Consider the following 24,250-nt stretch of genomic DNA (forward strand, 5'->3'; position numbering starts at 1 on the left):
GGTTCGTAGCCAAGTACTCTATCCAGCTGAGCTACAGCCGCCCCGAGGCACGGATTATAGCAGCCATTCCCGGAATGGCAAAGCGCGTCGGGTCGCAGTCCGGTGGGCGCGCGGCCGGAAAAGAAAAAGGCCAGATCCGCGGATCTGGCCTTTCGAATGGGTTGGTGCGGCTGGCAGGAATCGAACCCACGACCCCTTGGTTCGTAGCCAAGTACTCTATCCAGCTGAGCTACAGCCGCCCCGAGGCCGGTATTATAGCAGCGCCGGCGCGATCGGCAAAGCCCGTTTCCGCGATGATCCTGCCCGGCACGGGACGCACATGGCGCAGGGGCAAAAGAAAAAGGCCAGATCCGGAGATCTGGCCTTTCGTATGCATTGGTGCGGCTGGCAGGAATCGAACCCACGACCCCTTGGTTCGTAGCCAAGTACTCTATCCAGCTGAGCTACAGCCGCCCGATGCACGCATTATAGCAGCGGGATGCCGAATGATAAAGTCTTAATTTCTTTCAACATTTTCGATCGTTCTGGTAGATTAGGGCGGGTCCTCCGCCGCGCCCGTAGACCGCCACCATGATCCGTCCGCTCCCGCCCCGTGCCGTCGCCCCCGCCGCGCTTGCGCTGCCTGGCGGGCCGCGTCGCCCGTCACGCCACCCGTTGCGCCGCCTGCTGTGCCGCACGCTGTGCCTCACGCTGTGCCACCTGTCGAGCCTCGTGCTGGCGCTGGGCCTGTGCCTGCCGGCGGTGGCCGGCGCCCCGCGCGGCCTGCGTTTCGAACACATCGGCCTCGAGGAAGGCCTGTCGCAGGAATCGGTGCTCACCATCCTGCAGGACCGCGAGGGCTTCATGTGGTTCGGCACCCAGTCCGGCCTGAACCGTTTCGACGGCTACCGCAACCGCATCTTCCGCAACGATCCCAACGATCCGGACAGCCTGGTCGACAACTACGTCAAGGCGTCCTACGAGGACGCGCAGGGCCGGCTGTGGTTCGGCACGCGCGGCGGCCTGGTGCGCTTCGACGGCGGCGCCGAGCGCTTCACCCGCTATCCGCTGACCCGGCGCAGCGAGGGCACGGCGCGCAACGCCGCCGTCAACGCCATCGTCGGCGACGGCCGCGGCGGCCTGTGGATCGGCACTGGCGACGGCCTCGTTCACCTCGATCCGGACACCGGCCAGTTCCGCACGCTGCGCCACGACGCCGCCAATGCCGGCACCCTGCGCGACGACCGCGTCAACGCGCTGGCGCTGGATGCGCGCGGCGGCCTGTGGATCGGCACCGGCGCCGGCATCGACTACCTGCCGGCGAACGCCGCGCGCGTCGAGCACGTCGGCACCGGCGCGCGCGGGGACGGCAAGCGCGACAACGTCAACGCGCTGGCGCTCGACGCGCGCGACGTGCTGTGGATCGGCACCAGCGGCGGGCTGCTGGCCTGGCGCGTCGGCGACGGGCCGCCGCAGCGCGAGGTCGTCGGCGTGATGGACGGCCTGGGCGAGACACGCATCCGCAGCCTGTACCTCGACGCCGGCAACAACCTGTGGGTCGGCACCGAATTCGACGGCCTGAAATGGCGCGATCCGGCCAGCGGCCGCTTCGTCGGCTACGTCAACCAGCCGCTCGACCGGCACACGCTGTCCGACAACCAGGTCACCGCGATCTGGGTCGACCGCACCGGCACGCTGTGGGCCGGCACCAATTTCGGCGGCGTCAACCGGGCCGACCTGGCCAGCGGCGGCTTCGCGCGCTTCGTCAACCTGGCCGGGCAGAGCGCGGACAGCGGGGCGCGCAAGATGCGCGCGATCGCCGTCGGCGGCGACGGCGGCCTGTGGGTCGGCACCACAGGCGGCGGCGTGTTGCGCCTGGATGCGGCCGGCCGCCACGTCGAGACGATCCGCCACGATCCGCGCCGCCCGGGCAGCCTGCCGGACGACGTGGCCAGCGCGCTGGCGACCGCGCACGGGCGCCTGTGGGTCGGCTCGCCCAGCGGCCTGGCCTGGCGCCCCGAAGGCGGCGGTCCGTTCACCCGCGTCGCGCTGGGCCGCGACGCGGCGGCCAACTATGTCCAGGAACTCAAGCCGGGCCGCGACGGCGCGCTGTGGATTTCCACGCGCGGCGGGCTGTTCATGCTGGAGGCGGACGGACGCACGCTGCACGGGTGGCGCCACGATCCCGCCGACGACCGCTCGCTGGGCGACAACTACCTCTACGGCGTGCTGGAGGACCGCAGCGGCGCCATCTGGGTCGGCACCGAGAACGGCCTGGACCGGCTCGACCGCCGCACCGGCACGTTCTCCCACTTCCGCCACGACCCGCGCGACCCGTCCACCCTGCGCCACAGCCGCATCTACGACCTGTACCAGTCGGCGCGCGGCGACATCTGGATCGGCACGGCCGGCGGCCTGCACCGGATGGAGCGCGGCGCCGACGGGCGCATCGTGTTCCGCCTGTTCTCGGTGACGGCGGCGCGCGAGCAGGTGCCGATCGGCGCCATCCTCGACGACGCCCGGGGCGCCATCTGGGCCAGCACCATCGTCGGCATCACGCGCGTCGATCCGGACTCGGGCCGCTACAAGAACTACAGCGCCAAGGACGGGCTGGTCGACGGCGCCTACTTCGTCGGCGCGGCCGCGCGCGGCGCCGACGGCGAGCTGCATTTCGGGGGCGGCAACGGCATGACCTCGTTCCATCCCGACGATATCCGCGACAATCCGTACGCGCCGATCGTCGTGATCACCGACTTCTGGGTGTTCAACCGCCCGCGCCCGCTGATCGGCGGCAGCGGCGACGCCCGGTCGGTCGAGCTGGGCCACCGCGACGCCGTGTTCACGCTGGAATTCGCCGCGCTGCACTACGCCGACCCGCAGGCCAACCGCTATGCCTACCGCCTGCTCGGCTTCGATCCCGCCTGGACCGACGCCGACGCGTCCAAGCGCTTCGCCACCTACACCAACCTCGACCCGGGCAGCTATGTGTTCGAGGTGCGCGCCGCCAACAAGGACGGCGTCTGGAGCGAGAAGCCGGCCCGCCTGCAGATCACGATCACGCCGCCGTACTGGATGACCTGGTGGTTCCGCCTGCTGGCGACCGTGCTGGTGCTGGGCAGCGCGGCGCTGGTGTACCGCGTGCGCGTGCGCGTGCTGGTGCAGCAGACCGCCCAGCTGGAGCGCCAGGTCGGCGCGCGCACCGCCGAGCTGGTGCTGCAGAAGGAGCGTGCCGAGCGGCGCAAGCAGGAAGCCGAGGCGCAGAAGGAGGCCGTGGAACAGGCGCGCCGCAACATCGCGCTGCTGTCCGAGATCGGACGCGAGCTGACGGCCAACCTGGACAGCGAGGCGATCATGGCCAACGTCTACGGCCAGGTGCGGCGCCTGATGGACACGCGGGTGTTCGCGATCGGCCTGGCGCGCGCCGGCGGCCGCCTCGAATATCCGTACGTGGTGGAGGACGGCAGCCGCGCCGACGGCGAGCGCGACTGGCCCGACGCCGTGCGGCGCCTGGGCGAGCATTGCCTGGCGACCGGCGAGGAGATCCTGATCGGCGACCTGCGCCGCGAAGCCGGCCTGTACGTCGACGCGGACCTGGACGCCGCCGGCCACGCGCCGCTTCCGGGCTCGCTGCTGTTCGTCCCGATCGCCGTGGGCACCAGCGTGCTGGGCGTGATCTCGGTCCAGAGCTGGCGCGAGGACGCCTACCAGAACGTGCAGCTCGACATGCTCAGCACGCTGGCATCCTACGTCGGCGTCGCGCTCGACAATGCCGCCGCCTACCGCCAGCTGAAGGAAACCCAGGCCCAGCTGGCCGCGCACGAAAAGCTGGCCTCGCTCGGCTCGCTGGTGGCCGGCGTGGCGCACGAGCTGAACACCCCGATCGGCAACAGCCTGCTGATGGCCAGCACGCTGCAGGAAAAGACCGACGACCTGGCCGCGCGCTTCGCGTCCAGCAACCTGAAGAAGTCGGACCTGGAAGCCTGGATCGCGGCGGCGCGCGAGGCGACGGGGCTGATCATGCGCAGCCTGCAGGCGGCGGCCGACCTGGTCAACAGCTTCAAGCAGGTCTCGGTCGACCAGGCCAGCACCCAGCGCCGCCGCTTCGGCCTGGGCCAGGCCTGCCAGGAAATCGCCGCGACGATGATGAACCAGGTGCGTCGCGCCGGCCACGTGCTGGAGCTGGAGGTGGGGCACGGCATCGAGATGGACAGCTTCCCGGGGCCGTTCGGCCAGGTGGTGATCAACTTCATCAACAACGCGCTGCTGCACGCCTTCGACGCGCCCGGCGGCCACATGGTGCTGAGCGCCGCGCCGCTCGACGGCGAGCGGGTGCGCATCGTGTTCCGCGACGACGGCCGCGGCATCGCCCCCGAGCACTTGGGGCGCATCTTCGACCCGTTCTTCACGACCCGCATGGGGCAGGGCGGCACGGGCCTCGGCCTGAACATCGCCTACACGATCGTGACGACGCTGCTCGGCGGGACGATCCGCGTCGAGAGCGAGCCGGGACGCGGCACCGCGTTCATCCTCGACCTGCCGCTGCGGCCGGCCGACGTGCCAGTGGTGGGCCAGGTGGAAACCGAATCCGCGTGAGCGCCCGCGTGGGTGCGCCAACGTCGGGATACGCCGGGCGGCGTGACGGCGTCGGTTACGCGACGACGTTCTTCGGCGCTCCCGCCGCCCACGCCTCCAGGTTATCGACCAGCATGTCCGCCAGCGTCTGCATCGCCCCGCCGCTGGCCCAGGCCACGTGCGGCGTCAGCACGAAGTTCGGCAGCCGCAGGCGCAGCAGCGGGTTGTCCGGCGGCGGCGGTTCCTGGCTCAGGACGTCGAAGCCGGCGCCGGCGATCGTGCCGTCGCGCAGGGCGGCCGCCAGCGCCGCCTCGTCCACCAGGCCGCCGCGCGCCGTGTTGACCAGGATGCTGCTGCGCTTCATCGTGGCCAGCTCGCGCGCGCCGATCATGTTGCGGGTCTGCGGCGTCAGCGGCACGTGCAGGCTGACGACGTCCGAAGTCGCCAGCAGCTCGTCCAGCGGCAGCGCCAGCACGTCCGGATCGGCGATGGGCGAGCGCGCGCTGGCGGCGACCTCCATGCCGAACGCGCGCCCGATCGCGGCCACCCGCTTGCCCAGCGCGCCGTAGCCGACGATGCCCAGGCGGCTGCCGGCCAGGTCGGCGATCGGGTGGTCGAGCAGGCAGAAGCGCGTCGAGCGCTCCCACCGGCCGGCCTCGACGTCGGCGGCGTAGGCGCGCAGGTTGCGGCGCACGGCCAGCATCAGCGCGAAGCAGTGCTCGGGCACCGACACCACCGAATAATCGCGGATGTTGGCGACGACGATGCCGCGCGCGCGGCAGGCGGCGAGGTCGACGTTGTCGGTGCCGGTGGCCGCGACCGCGATCATGCGCAGGCGCGGCAGTTGCGCGATGTCGGCGGCCCCGATCTTCACCTTGTTGACGACGGCGATGGTGGCGTCGCGCAGGCGCGGCACGACCTCGTGCGGCGCGCTGGCCGGATGGTCGGTCCAGCGGTGGGCGAAGGCGGGGGTGCGGAGGGTGGCGAGCAGGCTGTCGCGGTCGAGGAAGACGATGTCGTGCATGGCGGTTCCGGTGGGAGGCGGACCGTCATTGTAGAAGACGGGCGAAAAAAAGACAGGGCGAGCCCTGTCTTTCGAGGATGGCGGGGCGTGAGCCGCTCCGGCCGCGGCGCGGGATCAGTGCGCGGCGGCGGTGTCGACTTTCTTGTCTGCGTGGTCGGCGGCCTTGTCGGCAGCTGCCTCCGCTTTGGCTTTTTCGGTCTTCTTGTGGGCCTTGGCCTTGTGCTTGGCCGCATCGGCCTTCGCCTCGGCGACGTCCGCCTTCGCTTCGGCGGCCTTCTTCTCGACTTTCGCATCGGCCTTGGCGGCAGCCTTGTCTTCCTTGGCCTGGGCCTTGGCGACATCCTTGTCGGCCTTGACTTCCGCCTTGGTGGCCGGCGTCGTCGTGGACGGCGTGGTGGCGGTCGACTGGGCGGCGAATGCCGAGGTGGCGAACAGGCCTGCGATCAGGGTAGCGACGATTTTGCTCATGGCGAGGTTCCTTCAGGAGTCGTTGATCTAGTGGGGACAATCCCCGTGCTGCTGACCGGAAAACGCGGGCGCTACAGCGCCGGTTGACGTCCGCCGCCAGCCATTTACATCCGCTTACAACTGCGCGCGAAACCGCGCCGTTTGACAGGGACAGGCGCGCCGACGATACTCGTGCGGCATGCGCGCACCCGTCGCGCCGGCCTACGCCGCCAACGCGGCGACCCATGCCGACCATACCAACGATACCGGAGCGTCCCGCTTGAAGATCGCCTTCCGCCTTGCCGCCATCGCCCTCGCCGCCGCCGTGCCGTGCGCGCAGGCGGACGACGCCGTCCACATCGACCCGAAGCGCCTGTCGCAGGACGTCAAGGTACTGTCGTCCGACGCCTTCGAAGGCCGCGCGCCGGACAGCGCCGGCGAGAAGAAGACCGTCGCCTACCTGGTCGAGCAGTTCGCCAGGGCCGGCCTGCAGCCGGGCGGCGACGTCGTGGACGGCAAGCGCGGCTGGACCCAGGACGTGCCGCTGGGCCGCTTCGAGATCCAGGGCCCGGTCGCGGCGTTTATCGGCGGCGCCGGCGGCGGATTGACGCTGGCGCAGGGCGAGCAGGTCGCGTTCCGCGCCGCGATGACGGGCGCCAGGGCGGTCGACGTGAAGGATGCGCCGCTGGTCTTCGTCGGCTACGGCGTCACCGCGCCGGAGCGCAAGTGGGACGACTTCAAGGGCGTCGACCTGAAGGGCAAGCTGGCCGTGGTGCTGATCAACGATCCCGACTTCGAGACGGGAGCGGGCGACTTCGGCGGCAAGGCCATGACCTACTATGGCCGCTGGACCTACAAGTTCGAGGAAATGGCCCGCCGCGGCGCGCTCGGCACGATCATCGTGCACGAGACCGCGCCGGCATCCTATGGCTGGGCGACCGTCAAGAATTCCAACACCAACGTGATGTACGACGTGGTGCGCAAGCACCCGCTCGAGGCGCACGCGCCGGTGGAAGCCTGGATCCAGCGCGACGTCGCGCAGGACCTGTTCCGGCGCGCCGGCCTCGACTTCGACAAGCTCAAGCGGGAAGCGCAGGGCCGCGCGTTCCGGCCGGTCGAACTGCGGGGCGTCACGCTGTCGGCGCGCTACGCGGTGGACGCGCAGGTGATCACGTCGAAGAACGTGGTCGCGCTGCGTCCGGGCAGCAAGCACCCCGGCCAGTACGTCGTCTACAGCGGCCACTGGGACCACCTGGGCATCGGCCTGCCGGACGCGAAGGGCGACAGGATCTACAACGGCGCCGTCGACAACGGCACCGGCATCGCCGCGCTGCTGGAACTGGCGCGCGCCTACGGCAAGGCGCCGGCGCCGCAGCGCAGCGTCGTGTTCCTGGCCGTGACGGCGGAAGAAAAGGGCCTGCTGGGTTCCGAATACTACGCGACGAACCCCGTGTATCCGCTGGCGCAGACGGTCGGCGTGATCAATATGGACGCGCTCAGCCCCTACGGCCCGGCACGCGACTTCACCATTTCCGGCAGCGCGAAGCTGGACCTGCTGGACCGGCTGGTCGCCGGGGCGAAGCAGCGCGGTATCCGCTTTTCGCCGGACCCGAAACCGGAAGCCGGCCACTTCTTCCGCTCCGACCACTTCCCGTTCGCCAAGCGCGGCGTGCCGGCGATCTCGTTCGGCTCCGGCGAGGACTGGGAGCAGGGCGGCGTCGCGGCCGGCAAGGCGGCCGAGGAACGCTACGTGACCGACAGCTACCACCAGCCGTCGGACGAGTGGCGCGCCGACTGGCCGTTCACCGGCATGGCGCGCGACCTCGGCATGCTGTATGCGCTGGGCCGCGACCTGGCCGACGGCACCGCCTGGCCGAACTGGGCGTCCGACTCGGAATTCCGCGCGGCGCGCGACCGCAGCGCGGCCGAGCGCAAGTAGGCCGGGCCGGCGGCGCCCGGCCATCGGCCTGGCGTTAGCTGGCGTACAGTCCCGTCCACGCCTTTTTGCCTACACTGGCCATCTCGTGGACGTAGAGGTGATGCCATGCCCGACGCACTCAAGCTGTACAAAGCCAAGCGCAATTTTTCCATCACGTCGGAGCCGGAAGAGGGTGGCGAGGCCGGCAAGGACGCGCTGACCTTCGTGATCCAGAAGCACTGGGCCACCAGGCTGCACTACGATTTCCGCCTGGAACTGGACGGCACGATGAAGAGCTGGGCCGTGCCCAAGGGGCCCAGCTACGACACCCACGACCGCCGCATGGCGATCCACGTGGAAGACCACCCGATTTCCTATTCCGACTTCGAAGGCACGATCCCGCCGCACCAGTACGGCGCCGGCGAGGTGATCATCTGGGACAAGGGCACCTGGGCGCCCATCGGCGATCCGCGCGCCGGCTTCGCCAAGGGCGAGGTCAAGTTCGAGATCCACGGCCACAAGATGCACGGCCGCTGGGTGCTGGTGCGCATGCGCGGCAAGCCGGGGGACAAGCAGGAACCCTGGCTGCTGATCAAGGAAAACGACGAGTACGCGCGCCCGGCCGCGGAATTCTCCGTCGTCGACGCCTTCCCGGACAGCGTCAAGGACCTGCCCATGCCCGCCGGGCCGGGGGAGAAGGACGCGGCCGGCGCCAGGGGCGCGGGATTGAAGACGGGGCGCGCGCCGGCGAAGCGCGCCGCCGCCAAGGCGGCGACCACCAAGGCGACCACCAAGGCGACCACCAAGGCGGCAGGCACCAAGGCGGCGGCCGCGACCGCGCCTGCGGCCGCGTCGCGCCGCGCGAAGCTGCCCGCCGGCGCCGTCAAGGCCGACCTGCCCGAGAAACTGACGCCGCAGCTGGCCACGCTGGTCGACGGCCCGCCGCCCGATCCGGACGACTGGATCTACGAGATCAAGTTCGACGGCTACCGCATGCTGGCGCGGGTCGAGGGCAAGGACGTGCGCCTGGTCACGCGCAACGGCAACGACTGGACCGACAAGCTGGCGCCGCTGCAGGCCGAGATCCGCCGCATGAAGCTGCCCGACGGCTGGTACGACGGCGAGATCGTCGTGCACGACGAGAACGGCAAGCCGAACTTCAACCTGCTGCAACTGGCCTTCGACGGTTCCAATACCGCGCAGATCGTCTACTTCGTGTTCGACATCCCCTACTACAAGGGCTACGACCTGCGCGCCGCGCGCCTGGATGCGCGCCGGCCGCTGCTGCAGGAGCTGCTCGCGCAGCGCCAGTCCGACACCGTGCGCTTTTCCGCCGAATTCGGCACCGATCCGGCCCAGCTCGTGGTCGCGGCCTGCCAGGTCGGCCTGGAAGGCGTGATCGGCAAGCGCCGCGACGCGCGCTACGTGACGCGCCGGTCGCCGGACTGGATCAAGCTCAAGTGCGGCCAGCGCCAGGAGTTCGTCATCGGCGGCTACACCGACCCGCAGGGATCGCGCACCGGCATCGGCGCGCTGCTGCTCGGCTACTACGACGACGCGGGCTTGCTGCGCTACGCCGGCCACGTCGGCAGCGGCTTCAACGGCGCCTCGCTGCGCCACCTGCGCGAGGTACTCGAAGGCATCGGCGCCAAGGCCAGCCCGTTCCCGCCGCGCGCGGTGCCGGGCAAGGGCAAGCACTGGGTCGAACCGAAGCTGGTGGCCGAGGTCAGCTTTTCCGAATGGACGCCGGCCGGCGTGATCCGCCATCCGGTCTTCCAGGGCCTGCGCGAGGACAAGCGGCCGAAGAGCATCCGGCGCGAGCGCGCGCAGCACCTGGAGGAGGCCGGCGCCAGGCCGGCGCGCGCCAGCCAGGCCGCGCCCGCGGCCGGCAAGGCGCCGGCGTCCGGGCTGCCGGGCGACCTGCCGGCCACGTTCAAGGTCACGCACGGCGAGCGCGTGATGGATGCCGAGAGCGGCGTGACCAAGATGGACCTGGTGCGCTACTACGCGCTGGTCGGCGAACTGATGATGGCGCACCTGGCGGATCGTCCCGTGTCCCTGGTGCGCGCGCCCGAGGGCGTGGGCGGCGAACTGTTCTTCCAGAAGCACGTGGGCGCGACGGACAAGATGCCGGGCGTCGCGCAGATGGACCAGGCGCTCGATCCGGACCATCCGCGCATGACCCGGATCGCCACCGCCGAGGGCCTGCTGTCGGCCGCGCAGTGGAACGTGGTCGAGATCCACAGCCAGAATGCCACCGGGCGCCGCTACGACACGCCGGACCGCTTCGTGTTCGACCTCGACCCGGGCGAAGGCGTCGCCTGGCCGCAGGTGCAGGAAGCGGCGGCGCTGCTGCGCGCCTTCCTGGTCGAGCTGGGCCTGCATCCGTTCCTGAAGACCAGCGGCGGCAAGGGCCTGCACGTCGTGGTGCCGATCAAGCCGAAGCTGGACTGGGATACCGTCAAGGACTTCAGCCGAGCGATCGTCGAGCACCTGGCGCGCACGCTGCCGGAGCGCTTCGCCGCGAAGAGCGGCGCGAAGAACCGCGTGGGGCGCATCTACGTCGACTACCTGCGCAACGGGCGCGGGGCGACGACCGTCGCCGCCTGGTCGGCGCGCGTGCGCCCCGGGCTGGGGATCTCGGTGCCGGTGCGCTGGGAAGAGCTGCCGGCGCTGGAATCCGGCGCGCACTGGACCGTCGCGACGGTGCACGAGCGCCTGCACGAGGGCAATGCCCCGTGGGCGGACTATGCGAAGAGCGCGACCACGCTGACCAAGGCGATGAAGGCGCTCGGCTTCAAGCCCGGCAAATGAGCATGGAGCTGGCGTGGGCGGCGCCGGACGCGCGCCGCCCGCGCCCGCGCGGGGGCGGCGTCAGGACGCCGCGTCGTTGCGGATGATCCCGCGCACGTTCATCGCGCACAGGCCCGCCTGCAGGGTGATCAGGGCCCAGGCCTCGTCGTGCACGCCCCAGATGATCCACAGCACGTTGCTGGCGATGAAGGCATAGAAGCCGACGATGCGCCGCCTGGCATGGCGCGCGCCGACGAGGAAGGCGGCGCACAGCGTCACCAGCATCGCCGGCCACTGCAGCAGGTCGATCAGCGTGTCCCAGTCCATCAGGCCGCCTTCCTGCGCGCCGGCGTCCTGGTTGCGGTCTTTGCCGCTGTCTTTACTGCGGATTTTACTGCGGATTTTGCCGCGGACGTTGCCGCCGTCTTTGCGGCGGTCTTGCGCGCCGGCGCCTTCTGCGCCGCCGGCTTGGCCGCGGACGCATGCGCGCCGGACCGTGCCGGCGCCTTGCGACCGCGCGGCGGCGCGGCGCCGCCTGCGTCGTCGTTCGCGTCGTCCTCGCCGGCGGACGGCTTGCGCGCACGGCGCGGCGGCGGATCGTCGTCGTCGTCGTCGTCGTCGTCGGCTGCGGCGCGCGCGGGCTTCTTGCCCAGGCTCGCCTGGAGCAGGGCCACGAGGTCCACGACGTTCGACTTCGCCGGCTTGTCCTCCTCCGGTTCGGGCTCGGTCAGGGTCTTGGTCTGGTTGGCGGCGATCTTCTTCTTGATCAGCGCCATCAGGTCTTCGCGGTAGGTGTCGCGGTACTGGCCGGGCTTCCAGCGCTCGCTCATGCCTTCCACGAGGGCCCGGGCCATCTGCAGTTCCTTGGGCGTGACGCGTGCCGCCTTGGCGTCGTCGGACGGGATCGACAGCTCGTCGGTCGGGCGGATCTCGTCGGGATAGCGGATCGTGTTGAGCACGATGGCGTCGCCGATGCAGATCAACGCGGCCAGATGCTGCTTGACGCGGATGACGACGTTGGCGATGCCGATCTTGCCGACGTCGCGCAGCGTCTCGCGCAGCAGCGCGTACACCTTCTCGCCGCCCTTGCCGGGCGCGAGGTAGTAGGGCTGGTCGTAGTAGATCAGCGGCACCTGGCCGGCGTCGACGAAGGCCAGGATGTCGATGGTGCGCGTCGCCTCCGGGTTGGCGCGGCGCAGGTCCTCGTCGGACAGCACGACGTACTCGCCGTCCTTGTACTCGTAGCCCTTGACGATGTCGTCCCAGGCGACTTCCTTGCCGGTGTTCTTGTTGTAGCGCTTGAACCCGATCGGCGAGAAGTCGCGCCGGTCGAGCATCGACAGGTCGAGCGCATGGTCGCTCGTCGCCGGGTACATCTCGACCGGGATGTGGACCAGCCCGAAACTGATCGCTCCCTTCCACAGGCTTCTCGCCATCATGCGCTCCTTTCGCGGTTTATTCGCCGACCACCCCGGTGATCGGCAGCACGACGCCCGTCACGTAGCCCGAGCAGACGTTCGAAGCCAGGTAGACGTAGGCCGGCGACAGCTCTTCCGGCTGGGCCGGGCGGCCGTAGGTCGTGCCCTGGCCGAACTTGGCGATCTTGTCGGCGCTCTGGTCGGCCGGGTTCAGCGGCGTCCACACCGGGCCGGGGGCGACGGCGTTCACGCGGATGCCCTTGTCCAGCAGGTTGGCGGCCAGCGACATCGTGAAGGCGTGGATCGCGCCCTTGGTGGTCGAATAGTCGAGCAGCTTGCCCGACCCCTTCAGGCCCGTGACCGACCCCGTGTTGACGATGGCGGCGCCGCGCTTCAGGTAGGGCAGGCAGGCCTTGGCCATGTGGAAGTAGCCGTAGATATTCGTGCGCATGGTCTCGTCGAAGCGGTCCTCGTCGAGGTCGAGCAGCGATTCCGCGTGTTCCTGGAACGCGGCGTTGTTCACCAGCACGTCCAGGCGGCCCCACTTGGCGACGACCTGATCGACGGCCTGCTGGCAGAACGCCATGTCCTTGACGTCGCCGGCGATGGTCACGCAGCGCTGGCCTTCGGCCTCGATGCAGCGCTGGGTCTCGGCGGCGTCCTCGTGCTCGTTCAGGTACAGGATGGCGACGTCGGCGCCTTCGCGCGCGAACAGCACCGCGACCGCGCGCCCGATGCCGGAATCGCCGCCGGTGACGATGGCGACCTGGCCGGCCAGCTTGCCGCTGCCCTTGTAGCCCTCGGCCATGAATTTCGGCTTGAGTTCCAGCTGGGCCTCGATGCCCGGCTTGGCGATGTGCTGGGCCGGAAAGTCGCCGGCCGGCTGGTCGACCCCGGTCTGGGCCGCGCCGCCGCCGTTGCCCGCATCGCCCTTCTGCATGCTGGCGTCGCGCTGGTCCTGGCGGTTCTGGATCGCCTTCTGCTTGTTCGCTACGTCATCCTGGTTTGCCATGTTTCCCTCCTGTGCATGATCCCGCCAGTATTCCCCTCGCATGGACCGCGTGACGGTGCGCTTCCACACACAGGCGTGCATTCGCTGGCCGCTCCATGTGCTTTATGGCAAACTCACGCGCACTGTCTTCCAGGAGTCCCCGATGTCGCAGCCTCCCGAGCCGTCCGCCCGCCGGACCGGTATCTACCTCAGCCCGCTGGCGCAGCGGCGCGCCGAGTTTTCCGGCGCCTGCGGCGCGGCCTTCGCCTCGCTGCACCTGGCCGACAGCGTCGATGCCGCGGCCAGCCTGCTGGCGCAGGGCCAGCCGGACCTGCTGGTGCTCGACCTGGAACGCTTCGAACCGAGCATCGACCTGGCCGCGCTGGGCGCGCTGGTCGGGGCGCGCGCCGGCGCGCCGACGCTGCTGCTGTGCCCCTTCGGCGGCGCCGGCTGGCTGCCGGCGCTGATGGCCTTCGGCCCGGCCGGCTATGCGATGACGCCGCTGCCGCCCGAGGAACTGGGCGCGACCGTGGCGCGCCGCCTCGCCGATCCGGCGCGCTGCGCGCCCGCCAGCGACGCCGACGGCCTGCGCGGCCTGCTGGCGCTGCGCGCCGGCGCCCAGGCGGCGCTGGCCGGGGCCGAGGACAGCGCGCGGCTGGTCGAGGACCTGTGCCAGGTGCTGTGCGCCTGGCCGGGCGTGCTGCACGCGGCCGTGCTGCGCCGCCAGCCCGACGGCGACCTGCAGGTCGAGGCCCAGCAGGGGCCGCGCGGCCTGCTGCTCGGCGCGCTGCTGCAGCGGACCGACCGCCTGCTGCAGGCGCCACTGCGCCACGCCTTCCCGGGCCTGCTGGCGGCCGCCAGCGGCGCCACCGTCCTGCTCGACCCGCCCGAGCAGGCGGGCGAACCGGCGCTGGCCGCCGGCCTGCGCGCGCACGGCGTCGAGATGGCGCTCGGCCTGCCGGTCCCGGCCGACGGTCCCGGCCCCGCGCGCGGCGCGCTGTCGCTGCTGTTCGACGTGCGCCGCGAATTCTCGCGCGACGAACTGGACACCCTGCGCGACGTGGCGGCCCTGGCGGCGCTGGGCCTGCGCATGACCGAGACGGCCCAGGAGAACGAGGCGCTGCTGGCGCGCCTGACCGTCATCTCGAGCACCGACGCGCTGACCGGCGTGGCCAACCGCCGCCACGGCGAGGAGCTGCTGGAAAAGGAAATCCGCCGCGCGCGCCGCTACCGCGTGCCGCTGGCGCTGCTGTCCTTCGACATCGACCGCTTCAAGGTCGTCAACGATACCTATGGCTATCCGGTGGGCGACGTCGCCCTGCGCATCGTCGCCGACTGCGCGCGCGGCGTGCTGCGCGCCAGCGATATCCTGGTGCGCTCGGGCGGCGAGGAGTTCCAGATCGTCGCCCCGCACACCAGCGCCATCGACGGCCTGCGCATGGCCGAGAAGGTGCGCCAGGCGATCGCGCTGGCCGAGATTCCCGGCTGCGACCACGTCACGGTGAGCATCGGCGTGGCCCAGCTGGGCGAGCAGGAGAGCGCCGACTCGCTGACCCAGCGCGTCGACGCCGCCGTGGCGCGCGCCAAGCGGGCAGGGCGCAACTGCGTCGAACTGGCGATGCAATAAGGACCGGCATGCTCGAGTGGCTCAGGACGTACCGGAAGGACTACCTGGCCGGCGACGTCGGCGCCGGCGTGGTCGTCGCCATGATGATGATCCCGCAGGGGATGGCCTATGCGCTGGTGGCCGGCCTGCCGCCGGTGACGGGGCTGTACGCGAGCATCGTGCCGCCGCTGCTGTACGCGCTGCTGGGCACCAGTTCCACGCAGTCGGTCGGGCCGATGGCCATCGTCTCGCTGATGACGGCATCGGCGCTGGCGCCGCTGGCCGCGCCGGGCAGCAGCCTGTACGCCACCCTGGCGGGCCAGCTCGCCATCCTGGCCGGCGTGGTGCTGCTGGCCTGCGGCCTGCTGCGCGTGGGCTTCCTGGCCAACTTCTTCTCGCGTCCCGTGATGAACGGTTTCACGCTCGGCTCGTCGCTGACGATCGCGCTCGGCCAGGTGGACACGCTGCTGGGCGCCGCGCCGCCGCGCTGGCACGCCCCCAGCGCGGCCCTCGGCCTGGGCGCGGTCGCGTTCCTGCTGCTGGCGCGGCGCTGGCTGGCGCCGCTGCTGCGCCGCGCCGGCGCGCCGCCGGCGGCGGCCGACGTCGGGGCGCGCCTGGCGCCGATGCTGCTGGTGCTGGCGAGCGTGGCGCTGGTGGCGCTGCTGCGCCTGGACGCGCGCGGCGTGCACGTCATCGGCGCCGTCCCGGCCGGGCTGCCGCAGCTGCACCTGGCGCAGTCGGGCCAGCACTGGCTGCCGCTCCTCAAGCCGGCCCTCCTGATCGGCTTCGTCAGCTTCCTGGTGGCGATGTCGGGCGCCCAGGCGCTGGCGCTGAAGCGCGCCGAAAAGCTGCACACCGACCGCGAGCTGGCGGCGCTGGGCGCGGCCAACGTCGGCAGCGCGCTGAGCGGCGGCTTCCCCGTCACCGGCAGCCTGTCGCGCTCCGCCGTCAACTTCGCGGCGGGCGCCAACACCCAACTGGCCGGCGTCGTCACGGCGCTGCTGCTGGCGGGTGCCCTGGTGCTGCCGACCGGCTGGCTGGCGCTGCTGCCGCTGCCGGTGCTGTCGGCCACGATCATCGTCGCCGTGCTGGGCATGCTGGAATGGCATACGCTGCGCACCTCCTGGGCCTACGACCGCGCCGACGCGCTGGCGCTGCTGGCCACCGCCGGCGGCGTGCTGGTGCTGGGAGTGGAGGGCGGCGTCGTGCTCGGACTGGCGCTGTCGCTGGGCGCGATGATCTGGCGCGAGAGCCGCCCGCACATGGCGCTGCTGGGGCGGATCCCCGGCACCGAGCACTTCCGCAACGTCGAGCGCCACGCCGTCGAGACCGATCCGCGCGTGCTGCTGCTGCGCGTCGACGCCGCTTTGTTCTTCGGCAACGTCGAAGCCGTCAACGCGCGGATCGAAGACCTGCTGGCCGCGCATCCGGCCGCGCGCCACCTGGTGCTGGTGTTGTCGGCGGTGAACACCATCGACACGTCGGCCCTGTTCGGCCTGCTCGACCTGCACCAGACCCTGGGCCAGCGTGGCGTGCAGTTGCACCTTGCAGAGGTCAAAGGGCCGGTGATGGACCGATTGCGCGCATCGAGCCTTGTAGAAAAGCTCCATGGCCATATCTTTCTCAGTACTGCCAATGCCTGGGACGCGCTCACGCGCACAACACATGATTGCAAGCAAAACCCGGATGTGGCAGGATGAACCCAACGGCTTTTGACAGAAAGGTGACACCATGCCCCGCCCGAGTACCCTCGTTATCCTGATTGCAAGTCTCGTGCTGTCGCTGTTCGGCGTGGCCGCCGCGCTGCCGGCCGGTATCGCCATGGCGCTGGCCCTGGAACTCGTCGTGTGGAAGGCCGAGGCCGACCGCCAGCGCGAGATGCGCCTGGCACGCGTGGCACGGCCGGTGCGGAACCAGCGCGGGAGGCGTTGACCCGGTTGCCGGCGCGGGTCTCCGGGCCACCATGGCCCGTAGGACCCGCTCGGCCCCTTTTGCCCGCATGACCCGCATCGTGCGCGCGGGTCGGCCCGGCGCGTGGCTGGTGCCGGGGTCCGGGCGCGCCGGCGCTGCGTGACGCGCGGCGCACGGCGGCGTCGTGCACGACGCGGCATCGTCCCGTCCCTGCGCGTTCCCGAGCGTCGTGCCCATCCGCGACGTGCGCGGCCGGGCGGCTTACGCGGCCCGCTCCCGACCACTCGTCCGCCACACCGGCGGCACGCCCTCGGTGTGGTTTGTCGTCGAACCGCGATCCGCCCGTCGCCGGCAATTCCCCGTCCCCCTGTCTTCTTGTCACCCTTCGCCGTGTCCGGCAGTCGCTCGTGCTCCGGATCGCGACATGCGTCCCGATGCGGGCGCGGTCTCCTTCTCCCTGTGCGTACCCGGCGCTGCTGACGTTCCGGCGCCAACGCTGAGCATACGGCCGGTTTTGCACCAATATGGTGCAACCATCCTAAGGTAGTGCACGTTCGCCAACCTCGTTCGCGCAGATGCGGTCCCGAATGCCGCCAGGACGGTGGCACGCATCGTGCTAAAGCCCAGGTATGCCCGACTGCAACCACTCCGCCGTTCCCGCCGATCCCGCGCCTGCCTGGCAAGCCACGCTGCGCCTGGGCTTCGCCCGCGACGGCGCCACCACGCGCCTGTTGCGGCGCGAACACCGCGGCCCGCTGCGCGTGCAGAAGGCGCTGTACCCGGAAGGACCGCAGCACTGCCACGTGATCGTCGTCCACCCGCCGGGCGGCGTGGTCGGCGGCGACCGCCTGGACATCGCGCTCGACGCCGGCGCCGGCTGCCGCGTGCTCGCGACCAGTCCCGGCGCGGCCAAGTGGTACCGCGCCAACGGCCGCGTGTCGCGCCAAGACGTGCGCCTGCGCGTGGCGGAGGGCGGCGCCATCGAGTGGCTGCCGCAGGAAACCATTGTCTACGACGACGCCAGCGTCGAACTCGAGCACGAGGTCGAGCTGGGCGCCGGCGCCGTCTATCTCGGCAGCGAGGTGCTGTGCTTCGGCCGGCAGGCGTCCGGGGAGCGCTTCGTGCGCGGCCAGGTGCGCCAGCGCACGCGCATCCGCCAGGACGGACGCCTGCTGTGGTGGGAGCAGGGCGCGCTGACGCCGGCCGCCATCGCCAGCCCGCTCGGCCTGCACGGCGCCTCGGTGTGCGCGACCTTCCTCGCGGTCGGCAAGCCGGTGCCGCCGGCGCTGCAGGCCGCCATGCGCGCGCAGGATCCGCAGCTGGCGCTGAGCCAGGTGAAATCGGTGTTCGTCGCGCGCCACGTGGGCGACGACGGCGAGGCGGCGCGCGCGGCCATGCTGCGCGTGTGGCAGGCGCTGCGCCGGCACTATCTCGACCGGCCCGCCTGCGTGCCGCGCATCTGGCATACCTGAAGGAGAACCATGGACCTGACCCCGCGCGAAAAAGACAAGCTGCTGATCTTCACCGCCGCCCTGCTGGCCGAGCGCCGCCGCGCGCGCGGCCTGAAGCTGAACTACCCGGAAGCCGTGGCGCTGATCACGGCCGCCATCATGGAGGGCGCGCGCGATGGGCGCAGCGTGGCCGAGTTGATGAGCGAGGGGACCACCGTGCTGGCGCGCGCCGACGTGATGGAGGGCGTGCCGGAGATGATCCCGGAGATCCAGGTCGAGGCGACCTTCCCGGACGGCAGCAAGCTGGTCACCGTCCACCACCCGATTCCCTGAGCCGAGGAGATGCCATGAAGATCTGCAAGCTCGATGCCATGGCCTGCGCCGCGGCCCTCGACCAGCTGGACGACCTGCTGCTGGACGCGGTGGCGCACGGCGCCTCGCTCGGCTTCCTGGCCGGCGTCGACGGCGGCGAGGCGCGGCGCTACTGGGACGGCGTGCGCGCGGCCGTCGCCGACGGCACGCACGTGCTGCTGGCCGCGGCCCACGAGGGCACGCTCGTCGGCACCGTGCAGCTGGCGCTGTGCCAGAAGGCCAACGGGCGCCACCGCGCCGAGGTGCAGAAGATGATCGTGCACAGCCGCGTGCGCCGGCGCGGCCTCGGCAGCGTGCTGCTGCGCGCGGCCGAGGCCGAGGCGCGCGCGCTGAACCGCGGCCTGCTGTTCCTCGACACCGAGGCCGGCTCGGGCGCCGAGCAGCTGTACCGCGACCTGGGCTACACGCGCGTGGGCGAGGTGCCGGACTACGCCTGCACGCCGGGCGGCAAGTGGCACCCGACCGCCATCTACTACAAGACCCTGTTCGCACCGGAGAGCGCATGATCCCTGGAGAATACTTCCTCGACGACGGCGAGATCGCCATCAACGCCGGCCGGCGCACGCTGGTCGTCACCGTGGCCAATGCGGGCGACCGGCCGGTGCAGGTGGGCTCGCACTACCATTTCTTCGAAACCAACGATGCGCTGCAGTTCGAGCGCGCGCCCACGCGCGGCATGCGCCTGAACATCCCGGCCGGCACCGCGGTGCGCTTCGAGCCGGGCCAGCGCCGCACGGTGGAGCTGGTCGAGCTGGCCGGCGCGCGCGTCGTGCACGGCTTCCAGGGCCGCGTCGCCGGCCCGCTGGACGGCGCCGACGGCGCGGGAGGACACTGATGGCCACGATCACGCGGCAGGCCTATGCCGACATGTACGGTCCCACCACGGGCGACCGCATCCGCCTGGCCGACACCGGCCTGGTCATCGAGATCGAGCGCGACTACGCCACCTACGGCGAGGAAGTGAAGTTCGGCGGCGGCAAGGTGATCCGCGACGGCATGGGCCAGTCGCAACTGGCGCGCGCCGGCGTGATGGACACGGTGATCACGAACGCCGTCATCGTCGACCACTGGGGCATCGTGAAGGCCGACATCGGCATCAAGGACGGCCTGATCGCCGGCATCGGCAAGGCCGGCAACCCGGACATCCAGCCGAACGTCACCATGGCCATCGGCGGCGCCACCGAGATCATCGCGGGCGAGGGGATGATCGTCACCGCCGGCGGCGTCGACACCCACATCCATTTCATCTGCCCGCAGCAGATCGAGGAGGCGCTGGCTTCCGGCATCACCACCATGCTGGGCGGCGGCACCGGACCGGCGGTGGGCACCGCCGCCACCACCTGCACGCCGGGCGCCTGGCACATCGCGGCGATGCTGCGCGCGGCCGACGCCTTCCCGATGAACCTGGGCTTCTTCGGCAAGGGCAACGTCAGCCAGGCGCGCCCGCTGGAAGAACAGATCGAGGCCGGCGCCGTCGGCCTGAAGCTGCACGAGGACTGGGGCAGCACGCCGGCCGCGATCGACAGCTGCCTGTCCGTGGCCGAGCGCATGGACGTGCAGGTGGCGCTGCACTCGGACACGCTGAACGAGGCCGGCTTCCTCGAATCCACAGTGGCCGCCTTCAAGGACCGCACCATCCACACCTTCCACACCGAAGGCGCGGGCGGCGGCCATGCGCCGGACATCATCGCGGCCGTCGGCCAGTCGAACGTGCTGCCGTCGTCGACCAATCCGACCCGGCCGTTCACCGTCAACACGCTCGACGAGCACCTCGACATGCTGATGGTCTGCCACCACCTCGACCCGGCCATCGCCGAGGACGTGGCCTTCGCCGAGTCGCGCATCCGGCGCGAGACCATCGCCGCCGAGGACATCCTGCACGACATCGGCGCCATCTCGATGATGTCGTCCGACTCGCAGGCCATGGGCCGCGTCGGCGAGACGATCCTGCGCACCTGGCAGACCGCGCACAAGATGAAGGCCCAGCGCGGCCCGCTGGCGGGCGACGGCGCGCGCAACGACAACACGCGCGTCAAGCGCTACGTGGCCAAGTACACGATCAACCCGGCCATCGCGCACGGCATTTCCCATGCCGTCGGTTCGCTGGAGCCGGGCAGGATCGCCGACATCGTGCTGTGGCGCCCGGCCTTCTTCGGCGCCAAGCCCTCGATGGTGCTCAAGGGCGGCTCGATCGCCGCGAGCCTGATGGGCGACCCGAACGCGTCGATCCCGACGCCGCAGCCGGTGCATTGGCGACCGATGTTCGGCGCCTTCGGCGGCGGCCTGAAGACCTCGTTCACCTTCGTCTCGCAGGCCGCCTTCGACGCCGGCATCGGGCGCGAGCTGGGCCTGGCCAAGACCACGATCCCGGTGCGCGGCACGCGCGGCCTGCGCAAGCGCGACATGATCCACAACGGGGCCACGCCGCACATGGAAGTGGACCCCGAAACCTACGAAGTGCGCGCCGACGGCCAGCTGCTGGTGTGCGAAGCGGCCACCGTGCTGCCGCTGGCCCAGCGCTACTTCCTGTTCTAGAAAGACGAAACGCCATGCTGTCCCTGCATACGAAAATCCCCGGCGCCCCCGCCGTCCACGACCTGCTGGTGCTGCCCTACGACCAGCGCGAGCGCTGCCGCCAGAAGGCGCGCCTGGCGTCGGGCGAGGAGGTCGCGCTGTTCCTGGTGCGCGGCACCGTGCTGCGCGACGGCGACCTGCTCACCGGCGAAGGCGGCCGCGTCGTGCGCGTCGTCGCCGCGCCCGAGCCGACCTACCTGGTGCGCTGCCGCGACGCCACCATGCTGGCGCGCTGCGCCTTCCACCTCGGCAACCGCCATACCCAGACCCAGGTCGGACCGGGCTGGCTGCGCATCCGCGTCGATCCCGTGCTGAAGGAGATGGTCGAGGGCCTGGGCGCCCAGGTCGACGAGGAACTGGCCAAGTTCGAGCCGGAGGCGGGCGCCTATGCCGGCGGCCATGCCCACGGCCACGACCATGGCCACGGTGGCGGCCTGCTGGCGCCGGTGCCGCTGCGCCAGAAGATCCATCGGCCGTCCGATATCGCGCCGGCCGGCGCGGAATCGACGTGAGCGCGACGTGAGCGCGACATGAACGCGGCGGCGCTGTTGCATCTGCTGCAGTTCGCCAGCCCGGCCCTGCCGATCGGCGGCTACAGCTATTCGCAGGGCCTGGAGGCGGCGCTGGAGCAGGGCCTGGTGCGCGACGCCGCGAGCGCGCGCGACTGGATCGCGCGCCAGCTCGACGAGGTCGTGGCACGCTGGGACGCGCCGCTGCTGTGGCGCCTGCTGCGCGCCTTCGCCGCCGGCGACGCGGTGGGCATCCGCGGCTGGGCCGACTGCTTCCTGGCCTCGCGCGACACGGCCGAGCTGCGCGCCGAGACGGTCCAGATGGGCTATTCGCTGGCGCGCCTGGTCGAGGAGCTGGGCGTGGCCGATACGGCCGCGCTGGGGCCGGACGTGTCGCTGCCGCTGGCCTATGCCTGCGCCGTCGACGGCCTCGGCATCCCGCACGAGGAGGCGCTGCTGGCGATGCTGTTTTCCTGGGCCGAGAACCAGGTGCTGGTGTGCGTGAAGTCGGTGCCGCTGGGTCAGGTGGCGGGCCAGCGCCTGCTGCTGTCGCTGCGGCCCGACATCGAGCGCGCGGCGGCCCTGGCGCGCACGCTGCACGACGACGACCTGTCGAACTGGGCGCCCGGCCTGTCCATGCTGTCGATGCGGCACGAGGTGCAGCATGGCAGATTGTATCGTTCGTAACGCTCGGGGTCGGAGCCCGGTTTTCATGCCTGGGCTCTGTCTCCGACAGATTGTTACCCTCGGGGTCGGAGCCCGGCTTTCACGCTTGGACTCTGACCCCGACTGACTAGGAAATCAACATGACGACATCCAACCCCCTGCGCGTCGGCATCGGCGGCCCCGTCGGCTCCGGCAAGACGGCGCTGTGCGAAATGCTGTGCCGCGCGATGCGCGAGCGCTACGACATGGCCGTGATCACCAACGACATCTACACGCGCGAAGACATGGAGATCCTGCTGCGCGCCGACGCGCTGCCGCCCGAGCGCCTGATGGGCGTGGAGACGGGCGGCTGCCCGCACACGGCGATCCGCGAGGACGCGTCGATCAACCTGGAAGCGATCGCGCGCCTGCAGGCCGATTTCCCGGCGCTCGAACTGGTGCTGGTGGAATCGGGCGGCGACAACCTGGCCGCCACCTTCAGCCCCGAGCTGTCGGACCTGACGCTGTACGTGATCGACGTCGCGGGCGGGGAGAAGATCCCGCGCAAGGGCGGTCCCGGCATCACGCGCTCGGACCTCCTGATCATCAACAAGACCGACCTCGCGCCCCACGTGGGCGCGGACCTGGACGTGATGGCGCGCGACGCGCGGCGCCAGCGCGGCGAGCGCCCCTTCGTGTTCACCAACCTGCGCACGGGCGCGGGCGTGGACGAGGTGGTGGCGTTCATCCGCGAGCAGGGCCTGCTGGATCACTGATTACCGACGACGAGGAGAAGACATGACGACGATGACGATGCGCGCGCTGCTGGCGCGCGCGAGCGTGGCCGCGGGCGGCCTGGCGCTGGCCCTGCCGGCGGCGGCGCACCCGGGACATGGAACGGAGAGCGGCTTCGTGGCCGGCTTCCTGCATCCGCTGGGCGGGCTGGACCACCTGCTGGCCTTGCTGGCCGTGGGCCTGTGGAGCCGCCAGCAGCGCCATGGCGCCGTGCTGGCGCCGACCTTCCTGGTGCTGATGGCGCTGGGCGCCTCGTGCGCCGGCGGGATCGACCTGCCGCGGCTGGAATTGTCGATCGCGGCCACCGTGCTGCTGCTGGGCATGCTGGCCGCGTTCGCGCTGCGCCTGCCGCCGCAGCTGGCGGTCGCCACGGTGGGCGGATGCGCCTTCCTGCACGGCCTGGCGCACGGCCAGGAATTGACGGGCATGGCCAGCGGCGCCGGCTTCATCCTCGCGAGCCTGCTGCTGATGGCGGCGGGCGCCGTGCCGGGCGAGCGCGTGCGCCGCATGCTGGGCGCGGCGATCGGCGCGGCCGGCCTATGCCTGCTTGCGCTGGCGGGTTGAGGACGGCTGCGCGTCCGGCGGCGCCAGGCGGATCGGCGCCGCATCCTTCGGGTGCAGCGCCTGCACGCCCTCGAACGCCTGCGCGATGGCCGCCATGTCGGCCGCCTCGTCGCCGGTCAGGACGATGCTCTGGGTGACGTCGATCGTTTTCGTGCCGTAGTCCAGCTTGACCAGCACCAGCGGCAGGTTCGCGGCGAGCGCGATGCGGTAGAAGCCGCTCTTCCAGTAGGGGCGGTAGCCGCGCGTGCCTTCCGGCGTGATCGCCAGCCAGCACCAGTTCGATGCGCGGATGGTCTGGGCCAGGCGCACGATCGCGCCCTGCGGCGAGCTGCGGTCGATCGCGACGCCGCCCCAGTAGCGCATCAACCGGCCCATCGGGCCACGGAACAGCGAATCCTTGGCCAGCCAGCTGAACTGGTGCGTGACCGTCCACTTGGCCAGCAGGCCGACGAAGAAGTCCCAGTTCGACGTGTGCGGGTAGACGACGGCGATGCCGTGCGGGCCGGGCAGGGGTTTCCAGCGGAAATTCCAGCCGAACAGGTTCAGCAGGCGCAGCGACGTGCGCTGGCCCCAGGTAGGCAGTGCGCCGGGGCGCATCAGGTAGTCATCCATCGTGTTCTCTCCATGCGGGCGGGCCGTGGGCGGCCTCTGTCGTCGGCATTGTTCGTCATGCAATCGCCG

At 71.0% G+C, this 24,250-nt stretch carries 21 protein-coding genes and 2 tRNA genes; 15 read left to right on the forward strand and 8 right to left on the reverse strand.

What is annotated here, in order from left to right; translation table 11 throughout:
• Positions 1-162: 162 nt before the first annotated feature.
• A tRNA-Arg gene (locus QZ749_RS23395) sits at positions 163-239 on the reverse strand.
• 137 nt (positions 240-376) lie between these two features.
• A tRNA-Arg gene (locus QZ749_RS23400) sits at positions 377-453 on the reverse strand.
• 201 nt (positions 454-654) lie between these two features.
• On the opposite strand from QZ749_RS23400, the gene QZ749_RS23405 reads away from it, so the two are divergent.
• Entirely contained in the window at positions 655-4,572 is a 3,918-nt protein-coding gene (locus QZ749_RS23405) for a two-component regulator propeller domain-containing protein (RefSeq protein ID WP_296952232.1), read from the forward strand.
• 55 nt (positions 4,573-4,627) lie between these two features.
• Here the strand turns inward: QZ749_RS23405 and QZ749_RS23410 are convergent, their stop codons facing one another.
• On the reverse strand, positions 4,628-5,575 hold the full coding sequence (locus QZ749_RS23410) for a D-2-hydroxyacid dehydrogenase (RefSeq protein WP_296952235.1): 948 nt from the start codon (positions 5,573-5,575) through the stop codon (positions 4,628-4,630).
• A gap of 114 nt (positions 5,576-5,689) precedes the next feature.
• Positions 5,690-6,043, reverse strand: a complete 354-nt coding sequence (locus tag QZ749_RS23415; RefSeq protein ID WP_296952237.1) for a hypothetical protein — start codon at positions 6,041-6,043, stop codon at positions 5,690-5,692.
• 178 nt (positions 6,044-6,221) lie between these two features.
• Between QZ749_RS23415 and QZ749_RS23420 the strand changes: the two genes are divergently transcribed.
• Positions 6,222-7,961, forward strand: a complete 1,740-nt coding sequence (locus QZ749_RS23420; RefSeq protein WP_296952240.1) for a M28 family metallopeptidase — start codon at positions 6,222-6,224, stop codon at positions 7,959-7,961.
• Positions 7,962-8,066: 105 nt separating this feature from the next.
• Entirely contained in the window at positions 8,067-10,754 is a 2,688-nt protein-coding gene (ligD, locus tag QZ749_RS23425; protein WP_296952243.1) for a DNA ligase D, read from the forward strand.
• A 60-nt stretch (positions 10,755-10,814) separates the two neighbouring features.
• Here ligD and QZ749_RS23430 read toward each other — a convergent pair whose 3' ends face one another.
• Genes QZ749_RS23430 through QZ749_RS23440 form a run of 3 tightly spaced genes read right to left on the reverse strand, consistent with a single transcriptional unit; the run spans position 10,815 to position 13,163 of the window.
• Positions 10,815-11,060: a hypothetical protein gene (locus tag QZ749_RS23430; RefSeq protein ID WP_296952247.1), complete on the reverse strand. Its 246-nt coding sequence runs from the start codon at positions 11,058-11,060 to the stop codon at positions 10,815-10,817.
• Positions 11,060-12,172 carry a Ku protein gene (locus QZ749_RS23435; protein WP_296952250.1) on the reverse strand — a complete coding sequence of 371 codons (1,113 nt, stop codon included), beginning with the start codon at positions 12,170-12,172 and terminating at the stop codon, positions 11,060-11,062. The genes QZ749_RS23430 and QZ749_RS23435 overlap by 1 nt, the downstream gene beginning before the upstream one ends.
• Before the next feature lie 16 nt (positions 12,173-12,188).
• Positions 12,189-13,163, reverse strand: coding sequence for an SDR family oxidoreductase (locus QZ749_RS23440; RefSeq protein WP_296952253.1), 975 nt, complete (start codon positions 13,161-13,163; stop codon positions 12,189-12,191).
• 142 nt (positions 13,164-13,305) lie between these two features.
• Between QZ749_RS23440 and QZ749_RS23445 the strand changes: the two genes are divergently transcribed.
• From QZ749_RS23445 to QZ749_RS23500, 12 genes are all read left to right on the forward strand, one after another.
• Positions 13,306-14,769, forward strand: a complete 1,464-nt coding sequence (locus tag QZ749_RS23445) for a diguanylate cyclase (RefSeq protein WP_296952257.1) — start codon at positions 13,306-13,308, stop codon at positions 14,767-14,769.
• Between the two features lie 8 nt (positions 14,770-14,777).
• On the forward strand, positions 14,778-16,448 hold the full coding sequence (locus tag QZ749_RS23450) for a SulP family inorganic anion transporter (RefSeq protein WP_296952261.1): 1,671 nt from the start codon (positions 14,778-14,780) through the stop codon (positions 16,446-16,448).
• Positions 16,449-16,479: 31 nt separating this feature from the next.
• Positions 16,480-16,680, forward strand: a complete 201-nt coding sequence (locus QZ749_RS23455; protein ID WP_296952264.1) for a hypothetical protein — start codon at positions 16,480-16,482, stop codon at positions 16,678-16,680.
• 608 nt (positions 16,681-17,288) lie between these two features.
• Positions 17,289-18,131, forward strand: coding sequence for an urease accessory protein UreD (locus QZ749_RS23460; RefSeq protein ID WP_296952267.1), 843 nt, complete (start codon positions 17,289-17,291; stop codon positions 18,129-18,131).
• A gap of 9 nt (positions 18,132-18,140) precedes the next feature.
• On the forward strand, positions 18,141-18,443 hold the full coding sequence (locus QZ749_RS23465; protein WP_296952268.1) for an urease subunit gamma: 303 nt from the start codon (positions 18,141-18,143) through the stop codon (positions 18,441-18,443).
• Positions 18,444-18,457: 14 nt separating this feature from the next.
• Positions 18,458-18,988: a GNAT family N-acetyltransferase gene (locus QZ749_RS23470; protein WP_296952270.1), complete on the forward strand. Its 531-nt coding sequence runs from the start codon at positions 18,458-18,460 to the stop codon at positions 18,986-18,988.
• Complete coding sequence (locus QZ749_RS23475) at positions 18,985-19,317, forward strand: urease subunit beta (RefSeq protein ID WP_296952272.1); 333 nt, start codon at positions 18,985-18,987, stop codon at positions 19,315-19,317. Before QZ749_RS23470 ends, QZ749_RS23475 begins: the two co-directional genes overlap by 4 nt.
• Positions 19,317-21,017, forward strand: a complete 1,701-nt coding sequence (gene ureC, locus QZ749_RS23480) for an urease subunit alpha (protein ID WP_296952273.1) — start codon at positions 19,317-19,319, stop codon at positions 21,015-21,017. Before QZ749_RS23475 ends, ureC begins: the two co-directional genes overlap by 1 nt.
• A gap of 14 nt (positions 21,018-21,031) precedes the next feature.
• Complete coding sequence (ureE, locus tag QZ749_RS23485) at positions 21,032-21,568, forward strand: urease accessory protein UreE (RefSeq protein WP_296952276.1); 537 nt, start codon at positions 21,032-21,034, stop codon at positions 21,566-21,568.
• 18 nt (positions 21,569-21,586) lie between these two features.
• Positions 21,587-22,252, forward strand: a complete 666-nt coding sequence (locus tag QZ749_RS23490; RefSeq protein ID WP_296952278.1) for an urease accessory protein UreF — start codon at positions 21,587-21,589, stop codon at positions 22,250-22,252.
• Between the two features lie 113 nt (positions 22,253-22,365).
• The gene (gene ureG / locus QZ749_RS23495; protein ID WP_296952392.1) at positions 22,366-22,986 is read left to right on the forward strand and encodes an urease accessory protein UreG; all 621 of its coding nucleotides are present in this window, start codon (positions 22,366-22,368) and stop codon (positions 22,984-22,986) included.
• 22 nt (positions 22,987-23,008) lie between these two features.
• On the forward strand, positions 23,009-23,569 hold the full coding sequence (locus tag QZ749_RS23500; protein ID WP_296952281.1) for a HupE/UreJ family protein: 561 nt from the start codon (positions 23,009-23,011) through the stop codon (positions 23,567-23,569).
• Here the strand turns inward: QZ749_RS23500 and QZ749_RS23505 are convergent.
• A complete protein-coding gene (locus QZ749_RS23505; RefSeq protein WP_296952284.1) occupies positions 23,543-24,181 on the reverse strand; it encodes a 1-acyl-sn-glycerol-3-phosphate acyltransferase in 639 nt (212 codons plus the stop codon). The genes QZ749_RS23500 and QZ749_RS23505 overlap by 27 nt on opposite strands.
• Positions 24,182-24,250: the final 69 nt, after the last annotated feature.

The sequence above is a fragment of the uncultured Massilia sp. genome (genome assembly GCF_913773735.1).
GTDB lineage: Bacteria > Pseudomonadota > Gammaproteobacteria > Burkholderiales > Burkholderiaceae_D > Telluria.